The sequence below is a fragment of the Nocardioides sp. Soil805 genome, from assembly GCF_001429625.1.
Taxonomy (GTDB): domain Bacteria; phylum Actinomycetota; class Actinomycetes; order Propionibacteriales; family Nocardioidaceae; genus Nocardioides.
The window spans coordinates 159,531-175,860 of sequence record NZ_LMSU01000005.1; the positions used below are offsets into that span (position 1 = coordinate 159,531).

The 16,330-nt window shown below is 73.4% G+C and carries 16 protein-coding genes; 8 read left to right on the plus strand and 8 right to left on the minus strand.

The genetic code is table 11. The features are described from left to right. The first annotated feature begins 63 nt into the window (after positions 1 to 63). Positions 64 to 1,359 carry an AI-2E family transporter gene (locus ASG94_RS19435; RefSeq protein WP_056928134.1) on the plus strand — a complete coding sequence of 432 codons (1,296 nt, stop codon included), beginning with the start codon at positions 64 to 66 and terminating at the stop codon, positions 1,357 to 1,359. Here ASG94_RS19435 and ASG94_RS19440 read toward each other — a convergent pair. Further along, the gene (locus tag ASG94_RS19440; protein ID WP_056928135.1) at positions 1,337 to 2,329 is read right to left on the minus strand and encodes an EamA family transporter; all 993 of its coding nucleotides are present in this window, start codon (positions 2,327 to 2,329) and stop codon (positions 1,337 to 1,339) included. The genes ASG94_RS19435 and ASG94_RS19440 overlap by 23 nt on opposite strands. 39 nt (positions 2,330 to 2,368) lie before the next feature. Here ASG94_RS19440 and ASG94_RS19445 point away from each other — a divergent pair, with 39 nt between their 5' ends. Beyond that, positions 2,369 to 2,902: a CGNR zinc finger domain-containing protein gene (locus tag ASG94_RS19445; protein ID WP_056928136.1), complete on the plus strand. Its 534-nt coding sequence runs from the start codon at positions 2,369 to 2,371 to the stop codon at positions 2,900 to 2,902. An 18-nt stretch (positions 2,903 to 2,920) separates the two neighbouring features. Here ASG94_RS19445 and ASG94_RS19450 read toward each other — a convergent pair whose 3' ends face one another. After that, positions 2,921 to 3,700 carry an alpha/beta fold hydrolase gene (locus ASG94_RS19450; RefSeq protein WP_056928137.1) on the minus strand — a complete coding sequence of 260 codons (780 nt, stop codon included), beginning with the start codon at positions 3,698 to 3,700 and terminating at the stop codon, positions 2,921 to 2,923. Between the two features lie 38 nt (positions 3,701 to 3,738). Here ASG94_RS19450 and ASG94_RS19455 point away from each other — a divergent pair, with 38 nt between their 5' ends. Beyond that, the gene (locus tag ASG94_RS19455; RefSeq protein WP_056928138.1) at positions 3,739 to 4,374 is read left to right on the plus strand and encodes an HIT family protein; all 636 of its coding nucleotides are present in this window, start codon (positions 3,739 to 3,741) and stop codon (positions 4,372 to 4,374) included. On the opposite strand, the gene ASG94_RS19460 is transcribed toward ASG94_RS19455, so the two are convergent. Continuing rightward, positions 4,371 to 5,144 (minus strand): hypothetical protein, encoded by a 774-nt coding sequence (locus tag ASG94_RS19460; RefSeq protein WP_056928139.1) that lies wholly within the window; start codon positions 5,142 to 5,144, stop codon positions 4,371 to 4,373. The two genes, ASG94_RS19455 and ASG94_RS19460, sit on opposite strands and share 4 nt — an antisense overlap. 64 nt (positions 5,145 to 5,208) lie before the next feature. Here ASG94_RS19460 and ASG94_RS19465 point away from each other — a divergent pair, with 64 nt between their 5' ends. Next, the gene (locus ASG94_RS19465) at positions 5,209 to 5,703 is read left to right on the plus strand and encodes an SRPBCC family protein (RefSeq protein ID WP_056928140.1); all 495 of its coding nucleotides are present in this window, start codon (positions 5,209 to 5,211) and stop codon (positions 5,701 to 5,703) included. On the opposite strand, the gene ASG94_RS19470 is transcribed toward ASG94_RS19465, so the two are convergent. Continuing rightward, complete coding sequence (locus ASG94_RS19470; RefSeq protein ID WP_056928141.1) at positions 5,679 to 6,632, minus strand: helix-turn-helix transcriptional regulator; 954 nt, start codon at positions 6,630 to 6,632, stop codon at positions 5,679 to 5,681. The two genes, ASG94_RS19465 and ASG94_RS19470, sit on opposite strands and share 25 nt — an antisense overlap. Positions 6,633 to 6,693: 61 nt before the next feature. Here ASG94_RS19470 and ASG94_RS19475 point away from each other — a divergent pair, with 61 nt between their 5' ends. Both ASG94_RS19475 and ASG94_RS19480 read left to right on the plus strand, forming a co-directional pair. Further along, the gene (locus ASG94_RS19475; RefSeq protein WP_056928142.1) at positions 6,694 to 7,155 is read left to right on the plus strand and encodes a VOC family protein; all 462 of its coding nucleotides are present in this window, start codon (positions 6,694 to 6,696) and stop codon (positions 7,153 to 7,155) included. Positions 7,156 to 7,352: 197 nt separating this feature from the next. Next, a complete protein-coding gene (locus tag ASG94_RS19480) occupies positions 7,353 to 9,779 on the plus strand; it encodes a helix-turn-helix domain-containing protein (RefSeq protein WP_056928143.1) in 2,427 nt (808 codons plus the stop codon). Between the two features lie 4 nt (positions 9,780 to 9,783). Here ASG94_RS19480 and ASG94_RS19485 read toward each other — a convergent pair whose 3' ends face one another. Together ASG94_RS19485 and ASG94_RS19490 are read right to left on the minus strand one after the other, a co-directional pair. Then, positions 9,784 to 11,589 (minus strand): 3-hydroxyacyl-CoA dehydrogenase family protein, encoded by a 1,806-nt coding sequence (locus ASG94_RS19485; RefSeq protein WP_235537336.1) that lies wholly within the window; start codon positions 11,587 to 11,589, stop codon positions 9,784 to 9,786. Positions 11,590 to 11,667: 78 nt separating this feature from the next. Beyond that, complete coding sequence (locus ASG94_RS19490) at positions 11,668 to 12,864, minus strand: cysteine desulfurase-like protein (protein ID WP_235537337.1); 1,197 nt, start codon at positions 12,862 to 12,864, stop codon at positions 11,668 to 11,670. A gap of 66 nt (positions 12,865 to 12,930) precedes the next feature. On the opposite strand from ASG94_RS19490, the gene nucS reads away from it, so the two are divergent. Both nucS and ASG94_RS19500 read left to right on the plus strand, forming a co-directional pair. Beyond that, positions 12,931 to 13,617, plus strand: a complete 687-nt coding sequence (nucS, locus tag ASG94_RS19495; protein ID WP_056928146.1) for an endonuclease NucS — start codon at positions 12,931 to 12,933, stop codon at positions 13,615 to 13,617. A 23-nt stretch (positions 13,618 to 13,640) separates the two neighbouring features. Beyond that, positions 13,641 to 13,991 (plus strand): DUF952 domain-containing protein, encoded by a 351-nt coding sequence (locus ASG94_RS19500; protein ID WP_056928147.1) that lies wholly within the window; start codon positions 13,641 to 13,643, stop codon positions 13,989 to 13,991. Here the strand turns inward: ASG94_RS19500 and ASG94_RS19505 are convergent. Both ASG94_RS19505 and ASG94_RS19510 read right to left on the minus strand, forming a co-directional pair. Then, positions 13,970 to 14,674, minus strand: coding sequence for a response regulator (locus ASG94_RS19505; protein WP_235537338.1), 705 nt, complete (start codon positions 14,672 to 14,674; stop codon positions 13,970 to 13,972). The two genes, ASG94_RS19500 and ASG94_RS19505, sit on opposite strands and share 22 nt — an antisense overlap. Further along, the gene (locus ASG94_RS19510) at positions 14,667 to 16,307 is read right to left on the minus strand and encodes a sensor histidine kinase (RefSeq protein ID WP_156411719.1); all 1,641 of its coding nucleotides are present in this window, start codon (positions 16,305 to 16,307) and stop codon (positions 14,667 to 14,669) included. Before ASG94_RS19510 ends, ASG94_RS19505 begins: the two co-directional genes overlap by 8 nt. Positions 16,308 to 16,330: the final 23 nt, after the last annotated feature.

A 16,330-nucleotide genomic window follows, 5' to 3' on the forward strand; every position in this document is an offset into this window, starting at 1 on the left:
GACCGCCTGCGCGGTCGACTCCAGCAGTCCAGCGCCGCCGAGTCCCCGCCCTCCGGGGCCCGGGTGCTCGTCGGTGCGCCCGACGCGACCCACGCGGACGCCGGGGAGCACCTCGAGAAGGTCGTCGACCGGGCCGTCGACCAGGCCGGGCAGCAGGCCCAGCGCGCCGAGGAAGCCGCCGAGCGTGCGGACGAGGCGGCCGACGACGCCCAGCAGGCGGCGGCCTCGTCGGTCGCCGTGGCCGAGCAGATCAACGACGCCACCGACCTGGTCATCGACACGACGCCGTACGTCGCGCCGCCGTCGCGCCGCGACACCGTCCAGCACTCGGTGCTGCGGCACTCCCCCTTCAACATCGGCTTCTTCGGCGCGCTCGGCGCGCTGGTCGCGGTGTTCCTCAGCCAGCAGCTGCTCAGCATCTCCTCGGTCCTGACCCTGCTCGTGCTGGCCATGTTCCTGGCCATCGGCCTCAACCCCACCGTCGAGTGGTTCATGAGGCGCGGCATGCGCCGTGGACTGTCGGTCCTGCTCGTGCTGTTCGTCGTGATCACGGTCCTCGTGCTCTTCGTCGTGGCCGTGGCGCCGGTGACCAGCGACCAGATCGCGTTGATCACCGAGAAGGCGCCCGGCTGGCTGGACGACCTCCAGCGCAACCGTCAGGTCCAGGAGCTCGACGACCGCTTCGACGTGATCCACAAGGTGCAGGACTACGTCACGCAGGGCGACTTCGGTCAGCGGGTCTTCGGCGGGGCGCTCGGCGTCGGCCTCGCCGTGCTGTCCGCCCTCGCCAACGCCCTGATCGTCATCGTGCTGATGGTCTACTTCCTCGCCTCCCTGCCGAGCATCAAGCTGGCGGCGTACAGCGTCGCCCCCGCCTCCAAGCGGGCCAGGGTCAGCGAGCTCGGCGACCGGATCATCCGCTCCACGGGTGCCTACGTCGCGGGCGCGATCCTGGTGTCCGTGTGCGCGGGCATCAGCACCCTGATCTTCACGGCCATCGTGGGACTGGGCGACTACTCGTTCGCGCTCGCGTTCATCGTGGGACTGCTGTCGCTGGTGCCGGTGATCGGCGCCATCGTGTCCGGGGTCATCATCACGGCCCTGGCCCTGACGGTCTCCCCGACCACGGCACTCGTGACGGCGATCTACTACGTCGCCTACCAGCAGTTCGAGTCCTACGTGATCTACCCCAGGATCATGAAGCGCTCGGTGGACATCCCCGGGTCGGTCACGGTCATCGCGGCCCTGCTGGGCGGCAGCCTGATGGGGATCATCGGCGCGCTGCTGGCGGTGCCCGTCGCGGCGGCGCTGCTCCTGCTGCACCGCGAGGTGTTCCTCAAGCGGCAGGACGCGCGCTGACCTCCTCCGGTAGCGGCTCGACGACGGGCGAGGGTGCCCCCTCCCCCAGCTTGACGACGACGACCCCGGCCAGGACCAGCAGGCCGCCGGCCAGCTGGACCGGTCGGGGCAGCTCGCCGAGGAGCAGCCAGGCGAACACCAGCGCCATCAGCACCTCGGTGAGGGCCACGAACGACGCCAGCCGGGACCCGAGGCGGCGTCCGGCCGCGATCCCGGTGACGTAGGCGACGGCGGCGGCGACCAGGCCGAGGGCCAGGACCGGGACCCACCAGGCCACCTCGACGCCCTGGTAGGACACGCGCGCGGCGCTCACCCGCATCGGCAGCACCCCCAGCAGTCCGGCCACGCCGAGCACCGTGCCGCCCACGACGAGGCCGCCGGCGGCCAGGCTGATGCCGGGCAGCCCGTTGTCCTCGTCGGCCGAGATGACGAAGTACGTCGCCGCGCCCAGCATCGCCCCGAGTCCCCACGCGACGCCGACCGCGTCCAGGTCGGCACCCGAGAGCACGTCGAGCACGAGCACCAGCCCGGCGGCCGCGATGGCGGCGCCGAGGACGGTGAGCCGGTGCGGGCGGTGGCCGTGGCGCAGCCACAGCCACACCACCACCGCGACCGGCGCGGTGTACTCGATGAGCAGCGCCACCCCCACCTGGAGGTACGAGACGGCGTAGAAGTAGCACAGCTGCGCGCCGGCGACCGCGGCCACGCCGTACGCCGCGACGAGCCCGGCGTTGGTGCGCAGCAGGTGCCAGCGCCCGCGCAGGGCCAGCACTCCCGGGACGACGAGCACCACGGCGGCGATGACGATGCGGGCGGTGACCGCGGCCGGAGCGCTCCAGCCGCTGTCGAGCAGCCCGCGCGCGAGTGCCCCCGACAGGCCGAACGTCGTGGCGGAGACGAGCGCGAACCCGAGCCCCGCTCCCGTCCGTGACCGGGCCACGACCGCCGTGTCATGAGTCAAACTCGTCATGGCACATGACGCTAGTCCCGGTCTGTGTAAGGTGTCAACATGGTTTTCGCCCCTGACACGGCGCAGTCGCTCGAGGCCGCTGTGGTGCTCGCCAACAGCGCCCTGGACCCGGACACCCTCACCACGGTCGATGCCCTCACCGCCTTCTACGAGGGGCAGGGCTACTCCGGCGGGCACCGCCGCGACGGTGCCGAGCTCGACGCCGTCCGCGCCATCCGCCCGCGGCTGCGGACGCTGCTCCTCGCCGAGCGGGACGCCGCGGTCGGACAGGTCAACGAGATCCTCGCCGACGCCCGTGCGGTCCCCCGCCTCGTGCGCCACGACGCGCTCGACTGGCACATCCACGCCGTCGACGACGCGGCGCCGTTGGCCGACCGCATCCTCGTGGAGACCGCGATGGCCATGGTCGACGTGGTCCGAGCCGACGAGATGGGGCGGTTGGGGGTGTGCGCGGCCGACGACTGCGAGGGACTGGTGCTCGACCTGTCCCGCAACCGCTCCCGCCGCTACTGCTCCACCACGTGCGGCAACCGCGAGGCCGTGGCGGCGTACCGGGCCCGCCAGAAGGCCTGAGCCTCCCCCCTGCGGCGCTCAGCCCAGGAAGCGGCGCAGCACCTCGATGAGCACGGCCGGCTGCTGGGAGTGCACCCAGTGCCCGGCGTCCTTGACCATCACCCGCCGGTTGCGTGGGAAGCGGCGGTCCATCTCCGGGGCGTGCTCGTCGCTGACGTAGTCGGACAGCGCCCCGCCCACCCACAGCACCGGACCGTCGTACGACGCGTCCCCGAGCGCCTCGTCCGGCCACCCGACCAGCGCGTCCATCTCCTCGCCCAGCAGGTCGAGGTTGACCTGCCAGAGCCAGCCGTCGCCCTCGCGCCGGAGGTTCTGCAGCAGGAAGCTGCGGACGGTCGGGTTGGGCACCGCCTCCCGCAGCGCCTCGTCCGCCTGGTCGCGGCGCTCCACGGCCGACAGGTCCAGGGCCCGCATCGTCTCGATGTAGCCGACGAACTCACGCCCCGAGGAGTACGCCGTCGGCGACACGTCGACGACCACCAGGCGGTCGACGAGCTCGGGGAGCCGCAGCGCGAGCACCATAGCGACCTTGCCGCCCATCGAGTGCCCGACCAGTGCGAGCGGGCCCTCGTCACGGATCGCCTCGGCGACCAGGTCGGCCAGCTCGAGGTAGTCGAACGTCTCGGTCCACGGCGAGCGCCCGTGGTTGGGCATGTCCACCAGGAGCACGCGGTGGTCCCGGCTGAGGTCCTTGGCGACCTGCGTCCAGTTCTTGCCCTGGCCGAAGAGGCCGTGGCAGAAGGCGACGACCGGACCCGTGTCGCCGAGCCGGGTCACGTGCAGGTGCGAGTCGCTCACCGGCCCAGTCTGCCAGCACGCTCTGGCAGCATCGGCGCATGACCTCGTCGGGAGCGCAGTCCGCGCGTGAGTGGTACGACGACACCCGGGCCCGCATCGCGGCCACCGGCTACCGATCGCCACCGTGGCACGACTGGCCGACGTGGCCCTTCGACGGCGAGCTCGTCCAGCGCGAGCTGGAGCCGCCCACCGAGGAGCGAGCGCGCGGTGGCACCGGCGGCGACTGCTTCATCTGCGCGGCGGCCGCCGGCGACGGCGGGGACTACGTGGTCTGGCGCGACGAGCTCGCGATGCTTGGCCAGCCGCGCGACGACGTCGCGCTCCCGTTCGTGGCCTTCCTGATGCCCCGGCGCCACGCGGACCTGTCCGACCTGGAGCCGCGCGAGGCCGCGCGGATGGGCGAGCTGCTGGTGCTGCTCGAGCGCGCCGTCACCGACGTCCTCGACGTGCCGCGGATGCAGGCCCTGCGCTGGGGCGACGGGCAGGAGCACCTGCACTGGTGGACGCTGGCCCGACCGACCGGGGTCGAGCAGCTGCGAGGAGCGTTCACGCCGCTGTGGGACGACCTGCTGCCGAGCAGGCCGCGCGCGCAGTCGAGGGCCGACCTCGAGGCGGTCGCCCGGCGCCTGGTCGAGCTCGCCGGCGGCGAGCTCCCGTGGGTCGGGGCGACCTAGAAGTCGAAGCCGTCGAACCCGTCGAACAGGTTGCCGATGCCGTCGCCGAGGCCGCCGAACATGTCGCCGAGGCCCTCGCCGATCGCCCCGATGCCCTCGCCGAGGCCGTCGAAGCCCCCGCTGAAGAGCATGCCCATGAACATCCACTCCATCGGCCCGAAGTTGCCGAAGTAGCCCTGGGCGTAGGGCTGGTAGGCCCGGCCTCCCTGCCAGTAGGGCACCCGCCGGGAGCCGACCATCACCTTGCGGATGTCGGGCTCGGCGCCGACCGTGACCCGCTCGAGGTCGAGCTGGCACGCGGGCACGTCGCGGCGCGCGCCGCCCGGCGGCGTCCAGGGCACGTCGGCCACCGACATCCCGTGCCGTGGGTCGAAGAAGCACGGCGGGCGTCGCGTCGGCAGCGGCCGACCGTCCACCCGTGCGCGGACGCACGCCATGGCGTAGCGCCCGTCCTCGAGGATCTCGGTGACGTGGCGGACGTCGTCGGGTCGCGACATGGCGGCGGCCGCCACCTTGGCCGACTCGTAGGCGTCGAGGGCCCGCTGGTAGTCGGCGTTCTCGCCCGCCCCGAGCGGGGTGCCGGCGAGCTCCAGGTCGAGGTCCTGCAGCTCCACGCCGAGGGCCGTGACGTCCTCCTCGGCGAGGCGCTTGACCGGCTCGAGCTCGGCCTGGCGCTGGGAGACCTCGCGGCGCTTGCTGGTCCGACCGGCCGACACGGCGAGAGCCACCAGGCCACCGAGGACCACCAGCAGTAGGACCATGCCCATCATGGCGCCCAGCGTACGTCCCGGATCCACGCCCGCCCCGGGCGCTCGCGGCTGACAGACTCCACCCATGACAGCCGCCGAGCGCATCGAGGTCACCCGCGCGGTGAGCACCCCGCCGTCCGAGGTCTTCGCCCTGCTCTGCGACCCCCAGGGCCACGTCGCCATCGACGCGTCCGGGATGCTCCAGGACGCCGAGGGCGACCGCGTCACCGCGGTCGGGCAGAGTTTCGTCGTGCACATGGACCGCGAGTCCCTCGGCGACCTCGACCTGGGCCGGTACGACGTCACGGTCACCATCACGACGCTCGAGCGCGACCGGGAGATCGCGTGGACGGTGCTCGGGCGGGTCCGCCCGCAGATCGGGCACGTGTACGGCTACCGCCTGGCTCCCTCGGACGACGGCGGCAGCCTCGTCACGTCGTACTACGACTGGTCCGACATCGCCCCCGAGTGGCGCGACTCCGGGATCTTCCCGGTCATCTCCGAGGCCAGCCTCAAGGCGACGCTCGGCATCCTGGACCGGACCGTGCGCCGCGGCTACCCGCTGGCCGCCGAGCGCTGAAGCCGGTCGGCCAGGCCGGTCGCGGCCGCCCGCAGCTCGGGCGGGTCCAGGATCTCGCACTCGAAGCCCAGCCACGCGATGTGGAAGGCCAGCCACTCGAGCGCGTCCGCACTCGACTCGAGCAGCGTCGTCTCCTCGTCGATCACGGTGAGGGTCGCCCACCGCGCGTCCGTCCGCTCGGCCACCTCGGCCAGGGACGCGTGCACACGCACCCGCGCGTGGTGGCTGAAGGGCGAGTGGCTCACCGAGCGTCGGACGTACTCCGCCGGGTCGGGGTGCTCGCGGGCGGTGAAGCGCCACGTGGAGGGCACGACCTCGCGCATCCGGTCCAGCCGGAAGGTGCGCCAGTCCTCGCGGTCGACGTCCCACGCCATGAGGTACCACCGGCGGCCCGTCGCCACCAGCCGCACCGGCTCGACCCGACGCTCGGTCGCGGCGCCGTCGCGGGCGTCGTACCCGAAGCGGACCCGCACCAGGTCGCGGCAGGCCCGCGCCAGCGTCAGGAGCACGTCGCCGTCGACGACGTCCTTCGCCGAGGTGAGGGTGACCGTCGCCTCGTGGATGGCCTTGACCTCCGAGCGCAGCCGCGGCGGCATCACCTGGTCGAGCTTGGCCAGCGTGCTCAGCGCCGCCTCGCTGGCCCCGCTCACGGTGCCCCCGGCCGCAAGCCGGAGCGAGACGGCGATGGCCACCGCCTCGGCGTCGTCGAGGAGCAGCGGCGGCAGCTCGCGTCCGCGGCCCAGCTGGTAGCCGCCCCCGACCCCCTGCGCGGCGTGCACCGGGTAGCCCAGCGCGCGGAGCCGCTCGACGTCGCGGCGGATGCTGCGGGTGGTCACCCCGAGGCGCGCGGCCAGCTCGGGCCCGGACCACACGGGTCGTTGCTGCAGCAGGCCGAGGAGTCGCAACGTGCGCTCGGTGGTGTCGCCCATGCCTGCATGGTGGCAGAGGAAGCGGACAGTCCCTGTCCGCGACTCCGGGCAGACTGACCCCATGAGCCGAACGATCCAGGTGACGTACGACGCCCACGACCCGCGCTCCCTCGGCCTCTTCTGGTGCGCCGCCCTCGACTACGCGGTCGATCCCCCGCCCGGCGGCGAGATCGGCGGCCCCGAGGAGACGGTGGCGGCCTGGATGGACTTCCTGCGCTCGGCCGGGGTCCCCGAGGAGCTGCACAACTCCGCCTTCGCCCTCGTCGACCCGACCGGCGCAGGCCCGCGGCTCTTCCTCCAGCAGGTGCCCGAGCCCAAGACGGCCAAGAACCGGGTGCACCTCGACGTCCGCGCCGCTCCCGGCCTGACCGGCGACGAGCGGATGGCGGCCCTCGAGGCGGAGTGCGAGCGCCTGGTCGGGCTGGGAGCCACCCGGCAGCGACGCGTCGAGCCGGACGGCGGCATGAACGCCGGGCACATCGTGATGACCGACCCGGAGGGCAACGAGTTCTGCCTCGACTGAGGGCAGCGGCCGCCGGGGAGAGTCGCAGCGGGCCGCCGACCTCCCCCGAGGTCCGCGACCCGCTGCCGCGACGTGCGGGTGGGCTCTCCCCTGTGGAGTCCACACGCCGTCTGTCGTGACGAGCCTCTCGTGGTCAAGGGCGTCTTGGCATCCGTAGTCCTACGTAATGCGGGCGCCGGACCGCTAGATTCTCAAGGGTGCTCACCCCCTGCCTCGGTCGCGAACAGACGCAGCAGCACCTCGCGTCCGCACTGGCGACGTCGCGCTGGGTGACCCTCGTCGGTCCGCCCGGCAGCGGCAAGACCCTGCTGGCCCGCCACGCGGCCGCGCGGTCGGCCAGCACGTGGGTCAACGCCCGGGGCATCCGGCGTCCCGAGGAGGTCCTCACCGCGTGCCTCGACGCCCTCGACGCCCAGCCCACGCCCGGGGACTCGGCACAGGGTGCCCTGTGCCGGGCCGTGGACGGCCTCGACCAGCTGCTCGTCGTCGACGGCCTGGACCTCGACCCCACGCTGCTGGGTCCGACCTTCCAGCACGTCGTGTCCTCCACCACCGACGCCCGCCTCGCGCTCACGTCGGTGACCATGGCCGGTCAGCCGGCCGAACGGGTCGTGCGGGTGGGCCCCCTCGCCGTCCCTCGCCCGCACGAGCCGCTGTCCGGCCCCGCCGTCGAGCTGTTCCTGCGCCGGGTGGAGGCGGCCGGCGGGCACCCCGTCGACCTGGCGGCGCACGGGGACGACGTACGCCGCCTCCTGCACGCCACGGGCGGCCTCCCGCTCCTCATCGAGCAGATCGCCGCGCAGATCGCGCTCGTCGGCGTCACCAACGTGGTGCCGACCGCCTCGCTGTCGGAGGCCGTCCACGCCTCCTACGAGCTGCTCGACGAGCACCAGCAGCGGTGCTTCCGGCGCCTGGCCCACCTCGGCTCCCCCGTCTCCCTCGAGGTGCTGGCCGAGGTGACCGGGGCCGAGCGCGACGAGGCGGCCACGATCGTGTCCGCCCTGGTGCGACGCAGCCTGGTCGAGGTCCTGCCCGACGGCCGCTTCGACATGCTGGCCCCGATCCGGCGTCACGGCGCCCTCCTCACCGCCTCGACCGACGACCGCGAGCAGACGCACCTCGCCCTGCTGCGCTGGGCGGACCGGGTGGCTCCGGAGGACCTCAACGCCGGGGCCGCCGACGCCTCGTGGCTGGCGGACCTGCCGGTGATGCGCAGCACCGTCGCCGCCGCGTGCGCCGACGTGGGCACGCGGCCGTTGGGCTACGCGATCGCCAACCGCATCTTCTCCTCGCTCTACACCTCGATGAAGGCCCGCGAGGCGGTGGAGATCCTGGAGGCCGCCCTGGTGAGCGGGGACGGACCGGCCGAGATCGGCGCCCAGGTCGCCCGTCGGGCCGGCATCGCCGCTTCCGAGGTCCGCGGCACCTACGAGGGGATGTGGCTGCTCGAGCGCGCCGACGCGCACGCGCACAGCGCGCCGGACCCCGCGGGCGAGCTGGCCAAGAACGCCTCCATCCGGGCCGAGATGCACCTCGACTCCGGGGCGCTCGTGCAGGCGCAGGCCGAGGCGCAGCGGGCCCTCGACCTCGGCGCGGCCGGCGGCGAGATCCGCCGCCAGGTGCTGCGGACCCTGGCCGACGTGCACGTGTCGCGTGGCGACTGCCGGGCGGCGATGACGACCACCCGCGCGATCCTGGAGGGCCCGGCGACCGCCGCGGAGCGCTGGACCGTCCTGTCGGCCCGCACCCTGATGGCCCGGGTCGCCCTGGAGCAGGGCCGCACCATCGAGGCGGCCTCGGGCGCGCGTGCCGTCGTCAACGACGCCCGCGCCGTGGCGGAGGACCGGGTGGCCCTGCTGGCCGAGGTCCTGCTGCGTCACCTCGACCAGTCGTACGAGCCGATCGCGGTCGACCGCGACGACCTGCCCTGGGCGGTGCGCATCCCCGTGCTGGCGCAGGACGCCCGCGACCTGCTGCGTGCCGGCGACGTCCCCCGCGCGGCGGGGCTGGCCGCCGACGTCGTCGTGCTCGCGGACAGCACGGGACTCGGCCGCGACGGCGTGGAGGCGCGCCTCCTGCTGGGCCGCGCCCTGCTCGCCGCGGGCGACGAGGGGCAGGCGGCCAGCACGTTCCTGGCCGCGCTCGACCGGGCCTCCGTCATGCCGATGGCTCTGCGTGCGGCGGACGCCCTCGATGCCCTCGCCCACCTCGGGCAGCGGCGTGGGCTCCGCGATGCCCGCACGCTCGCCGCCACCGCCTCGGCGCTGCGCACCGCCCGCGGGGTCGTGGCCTGGGGGTACGCCGCCGACACCCCCGCCGCCGCCGGCCGCGGCGTCCCCGACGGCTGGGTCGTCGACGACGAGATCACGCCGGTCGCCGTCGAGGCCGCGGTCGCGCTCTTCACCGGCGCCACCTCCCCCGGCTCGGGGGGCGTCCTCGACCAGCTCACCACCGCCGAGCGGCACGTCGCCGCGCGGGTGGCCACCGGCCTCACCAGCCGTCAGATCGCCGAGGAGCTGTTCATCTCACCGCGCACCGTCGACGCGCACCTGACGCACATCTACCGCAAGCTCGACATCAGCAGCCGGGCCCGGCTCGCCGCCCTGGTGGCCGACCAGGGCTGAGCCCTCAGCGCGCGCTGTAGTCGCGGAACCCGCGCTGAGTCTTGCGCCCGAGGTAGCCCGCGGTCACGAGGTGCTCCAGCAGCGGCGCCGGCGCGAAGCCGGGCTCGCGGAACTCCAGGTAGAGCTCGCGCTGGATGGCCAGCGACACGTCGTTGCCGACCACGTCGAGCAGCTCGAAGGGCCCCATCGGGAGCGCACAGCCCTGCTTCATCGCGGTGTCGATGTCGTCGGCCGTGGCGTAGTGGGCCTCGAGCATCTTGACCGCGTCGTTGAGGTAGGGGAAGAGCAGCGCGTTGACGATGAACCCGGCGCGGTCCCCGCACGACACGGCGACCTTGCCGACCTTCGCGCACAGCGCGCGCACGGTCTCCGCCACGTCGTCGCCGGTCGCGACCGTGGAGACGACCTCGACCAGCTTCATCACCGGCGCGGGGTTGAAGAAGTGCATCCCGATGACGTCCTGCGGCCGGGAGGTGGCGCTGGCCAGGGAGATGATCGGCAGGCTGGAGGTGGTGGTCGCCAGGATGGTGCCGGGCTTGCAGATCTCGTCGAGGTTCTCGAAGAGGGTGGTCTTGATGGTCAGGTCCTCGGCGATGGCCTCCACCACGATCTCCACGCGCGCGAGGTCGTCGAGCGACGTCGTCCCGGTGAGCCGGCCCAGCACCTCGGTCTTCTGCTCCTCCGTGGCCCGGCCGCGCTGGATCTGCTTGTCGAAGTTGCGGGTGATCGCCGCCAGCACCCCGTCGACCCGGTCCTGGGAGCGGCCGACGTACAGCACGTCGTACCCGCTCTTGGCGAAGACCTCGACGATGCCCGCGGCCATGGTGCCGGTCCCGACGACGCCGACGGTGCGGATGTCGTGCCGCAGCTCGGGGAGGTCGTCGGTGGACGGGGTCTTGTCGTCGGCGACCACGACCGGGCTGTCGGCCCGCTCGTAGGTGTAGAAGCCGCGGCCGGTCTTGCGGCCCAGCAGGCCGGCGGTGACCATCTGCTTGAGGATCGGGGCCGGTGCGTGCAGCCGGTCGCGGCCCTGGCGGTACATCGTCTCGAGGATCTCGTACGCCGTGTCGAGGCCGATGAGGTCGAGCAGGGCCAGCGGGCCCATCGGGTAGCCGCACCCGAAGCGCATCGCGGCGTCGATGTCCTCACGGGTCGCGTACCTGCCCTCGTACATCGAGACCGCGTGGTTGAGGTAGCCGAAGAGCAGGGTGTTGGCGATGAAGCCGGCCTTGTCGCCGCAGACGACCGGGTTCTTGCCCAGCCGGCCCACCAGCGCCTCGACGTCGGCCAGGACCGCGGGCTCGGTGACCACGGTGCGCACGATCTCGACGAGGTTCTGCACGGGGGCGGGGTTGAAGAAGTGCAGGCCCACGACGCGGCCCGGGCGGCTGTTGGCCGTCGAGATCTCGGTGACCGGCAGGGACGAGGTGTTGGTGGCCAGGATCGCGTCCGGGCGCACGATGTCGTCGAGGCTGCGGAAGAGCCCCTTCTTGATCTCCAGGGACTCCACGACGGCCTCGACGACGAAGTCGGCGTCCGCGAGGGCGGACAGGTCGGTGGCGAAGCTGATGTGGCCCAGGATCTCGGCCTGCTGCTCCTCGCTGATCTTGCCGCGCGAGACCGCGCGACCGGTCGAGTGCGCGAGGTGCTCGCGCCCGCGCTCGACCGCCTCCTCCGTCAGCTCGACGCCGATGACGGTGTAGCCGTTGCGGGCGAAGACCTCCGCGATGCCGGCACCCATCGTGCCGAGGCCGATGACCCCGATCGTGCTGAAGGTGCGGGGTGCGCGCTCGGTCGATGCAGTCGTCATGCCCCGCATGATGACACGAGCGGGTGCCCGGAGAACCCGCCGGTAACCCCTTGCTCAGCACTCGGGCTGAGACGTACGTCACTCCCCCGCGACGGCCTCGATCGCCTCGAGCAGGAGGTCGACCTCGCCGGCGGTCGTGTAGGCGGCCAGCCCGATGCGCACGCCCCCCTCGTCCCCCAGCCCGGCGTGCCGGGATGCCTCCAGCGCGTAGAAGCTGCCCGCGGGGGCCGCGACGCCCCGCTCGGCCAGCCGCCGACTCACCTCGGCGGGCGCGAGGCCGTCGACGCCCACCAGCACGGTCGGCGTACGGCGCGCGGGACGGCCGTGGACGGTGACGGCCTCGATCGCGCCCAGGCCGTCGAGCAGCCTGGTCAGCAGCGTCCGCTCGTGCTCCTCCACCGCCGCCATCGACCAGGACTCGGCGAACTCCACCGCAGCGGTGACGCCCGCCAGCAGCTCGTAGGGCAGGGTGCCGAGCTCGAAGCGCTCCGGCACCGCGTCGCTGGAGGGCAGCAGCTTGTCGGGTCGCAGCCGCTCCAGGAGCGCCGGGTCGGCGGCGAGCGCCCCGAGGTGCGGCCCGAAGAACTTGTACGGCGAGCACGCCAGCAGGTCTGCGCCCAGCGCCTCCAGGTCGACCGGCACGTGGGCGGCGAGGTGCACCGCGTCGACGTGCACCAGGGCGCCGACCTCGTGCGCCGCCCTCGCGATGCCGGCCACGTCGGGACGCGTGCCGAAGAGGTTGGAGGCGGCGGTGACCGCGACCAGCCGGGTGCGCTCGGTGAGCAGCGGGGCGACGTCGTCCAGCTCGGCGGTGACGGGGTCGAAGCCGAGCCACCGGACCGTGGCACCGGCCCGCTCGGCCGCAACGACCCAGGGTCGGATGTTCGCGTCGTGGTCGAGCCGGGTCACCACCACCTCGTCACCCGGGCCCCAGTCCTGCGCGAGGGTGCGCGCCATGTCGAAGGTGACCGCGGTCATCGAGCGGCCGAACACGACTCCGCGGGGATCCGCGAGCCCGACGAAGCGGGCGATGGCGGCCCGCGCGGCCAGGACGGTCTCGTCGGCCAGCCGGCCGACCGCGGTCGGACCGCCGCGCTGGCACACGCCCGCGCGCAGCATGTCGGCCACGGCGTCGGCCACCGCAGCGGGCACCAGGGACCCTCCGGGACCGTCGAAGCGGGCCAGCGCGGGGTCCAGGCCGGGGAAGGCGCTGCGCAGGTCGGCGACGTCGTAGGCGGAGGTGATGTCGGCGGTGGTGGGGGGCGTGGTGGTCACGCACCGCATGCTCGCACGTCGGCCGGGGCGGGCACCGCGACCGGGGCACCGGTACATTCCCTGCCCGTGAGGATCGTCGTTGCGCGCTGCCAGGTCGACTACGCCGGGCGGTTGACCGCCCACCTGCCGATGGCCACCCGGGTGCTGATGATCAAGGCCGACGGGTCGGTGCTGGTGCACTCGGACGGCGGGTCCTACAAGCCGCTCAACTGGATGTCGCCGCCGTGCACCTTCCGCGAGGGCGCCACCGAGGACGGGCAGCCGGAGTGGACGGTGACCGCGGCCAAGACCGACGACACCCTGCGGATCCTCATCGAGGAGGTCCACTCCGACTCCAGCCACGACCTCGGCGTCGACCCCGGGCTGCGCAAGGACGGGGTGGAGAAGCACCTCCAGGAGCTGCTCGCGGAGCACCCGGCGTCGCTGGCCGAGGGCCTCACTCTGGTCCGCCGCGAGTTCATGACCGCGATCGGTCCCGTCGACCTGATGTGCCGCGACGCCGACGGCCTGAGCGTCGCGGTGGAGATCAAGCGCCGCGGCGAGATCGACGGCGTCGAGCAGCTCACCCGCTACCTCGACCTGCTCAACCGCGACCCGGCCCTGACCCGCAAGGGCGCGGTGCGCGGCATCTTCGCGGCCCAGGAGATCAAGCCGCAGGCCCGGGTGCTGGCCACCGACCGCGGCATCGCGTGCGCGCTCGTGGACTACGACGCGCTGCGCGGCATGGACGACTCCGAGCACCGGCTCTTCTGATGCCCCCTGATGGCCCGCGCCCGATGATGCAGCCCATCTTCCACATCGCCACCGTCGCGGACTGGGAGGCGGCGCAGCGCTCCGGCGCCTACACGACCTCCACCCGCGGTCGCACCCTGGCCGAGGAGGGCTTCATCCACGCCTCGCGCACCGAGCAGGTGGCCCCGGTCTTCGAGCGCTACTACCGCGACGCCGGGGAGCCGCTCGTGCTGCTGGTCGTCGACCCGGACCGGCTCAGCGCCGAGGTGCGCGTCGAGCCGGTGGGCGCGGACACCTACCCGCACGTCTACGGACCCATCGACCCCGCCGCGGTGGTCGAGGTGCACCCGCTCGACGCCGACGGTCGCTGGGGTCAGTCGCGCGACCAGCGGTAGCGCCGCTCGGGACGACCGGTCGAGCCGTACTTGAGCGAGACCTCGACCCAGCCCATCGCGACGAGGTGCTCGAGGTAGCGCCGGGTGCTCACCCGCGAGAGACCGATCCGCTCCCCCACGTCGGTGGCCGCCTCCGGGTCGGCCCGGCCGCGCAGGCCCGCGACGACGAGCTCCATCGTCTCCTGCGAGAGCCCCTTTGGAAGGGTCCGGGTTGACGGCGCCACCGGGCTCACCGGCCTGAAGACCCGGTCGACGTCGGCCTGTCCCCACGGCTCCGGCGACGACCGGGAGAGGTGGCGTCGGGCGTCCGCCACCTGCCGCAGCCGCTCGACGAGGTCCGCGGAGGCGAACGGCTTCACCAGGTAGTGCACGGCTCCGTACCTCATGGCGTGGGCCACCGTCGCCGCGTCCCTCGCGGCGGTGATCATCACGACGTCGGCGGGGTGGTCGCCGGACCGGATCCGCTGGAGCACCTCGGTGCCGGGGATGTCGGGGAGGTAGACGTCCAGCAGCACGATGTCGGGCCGCAGGCCGGCCACCAGCTCGAGGGCCTCCGCACCGGTACGGGCCTCGCCGACCACCTCGAACCCGGGGATCCTCTGCACGACCTCGCGGTGCACGCGCGCCACCATGAAGTCGTCGTCCACCACCAGCACCCGCACGGAGCCCACCGCCTCAGACACGGGACGCCTCCCCCACCAGCAGCTCGGCGCCCAGGACCGCGCCGCCGCGCTGGGCGACCGTCACCGTCCCGCCGTGGCGAGCACACGCCATCCGGGTGAGGGCGAGGCCGAAGCCGTGTCCCTTCACGTCCTCGCCGACCTTGGTGGTGAAGCCCGGCTCGAAGACCCGCTCCACGTCGTCGACGGCGATGCCCGCGCCACTGTCGCGCACCTCGATCTCGATCCGGTCCCCGTCGTCGTCGACGTCGAGCACCACCTCGCCGCCCCGCCCCACCGCCTCCAGGGCGTTGTCGACCAGGTTGCCGACGACGGTCACCAGGTCGGCCGACAGCACCGGGTCGTGGTGGAGCAGCCGAGCCCCCTGGGCGAGCGTGAGCTCGACCCCGAGCTCGTCGGCCCGGCTGAGCTTGGCGACGAGCAGCGCGGCGACCGCCGGGTCCTCGATCGAGCCGCTCACCTCGGCCAGGCGGGCGTCGAGGTTGTCGACGATCGCCCGGACGAACTCCCCCAGCTCGGCGGTCTGGCCCAGCTCGGCCATCCCCCCGATGGCGTGCATGCGGTTGCGGAACTCGTGCACCTGGGCGCGCAGCGTGTCGGTGCCCGCCTGCTCCTCGGCCAGCTCGTGCTGGAGCCCGAGCAGCTCGGTGCGGTCGCGCATCGAGGTCACCCAGCCCGTCTGGCGACCCCGGACCGTGACCGGCTGGTTGTTGAGCACGAGCAGCCGGGGGCCGACGGCGACGGCGAGGTCCTGCTCCCGGTGCCGGCCCCGCAGGATCGCCGTCACCTCCGCCTCCTGGCCCAGGTCCTCCACCGAGGTGCCGGGAGCCGGCCGCTCGAGCCCGAGCAGGTGCAGGGCCTCGTCGTTGACGAAGGCGACGCAGCCGCCCATGTCGACGCCCAGGACGCCCTCCCGCACGCCGTGCAGCATGGCCTCGCGCTGCTCCACCAGGCCGGCGATCTCGCTCGGCTCCAGCCCCAGCGTCTGGCGCTTGACCCGCCGCGACAGCAGCAGCGACCCCGCGGCGCCGATGAGCATGGCCAGGGCGAGGTAGGCGAAGACGCTCGGTGCCGCCGAGCCCAGGATCTCGAGCCGGGTCGGGTAGGTGCGGCCGAGCACGATCACCCCGAGCTGCTCGACCGGACGGTCCTCGGCACCGTCGCCGAAGACCGGCACCTGCGCCTCGATGGTGCGCCGACCGTAGCGGTCACCGGTGCCCGACCAGCTGGCCCCGCCCTCCACGGAGGGCTCCAGGTGCAGGTCCTCGGCGTCGGTCGGCAGGCTGGCCCCGAGCACCTCGCCGTCGGCCCCGCGCAGGATGGCGTACGTCGCGCCGGCCGACACCCGGGCGCCCTCCAGCCGGATCCCGAGGGGCTCCTGGAGACGGGCCTGGACCTCGCGCTCGTCCGCGGTCTCGCCGTCCAGGGTGAGGGCGGTCGACTGCCGCAGCAGTCCCTCGGTGGCCAGCGACTCGGCCGCACCCAGCATCCGTCGACCCTCCTCCCGCGTGAAGGTCGCGCTGCTCTGCACCACCGAGACGCCGGCGACGGCGGCCACCACGAACACGACGATGCACATCTGAAGCAGCAGCAGCTGGCGCGACAGCGACAACCTCGACACGGACAATCTCGGCACGGGCGCAGTCTGCAACAGTCGCG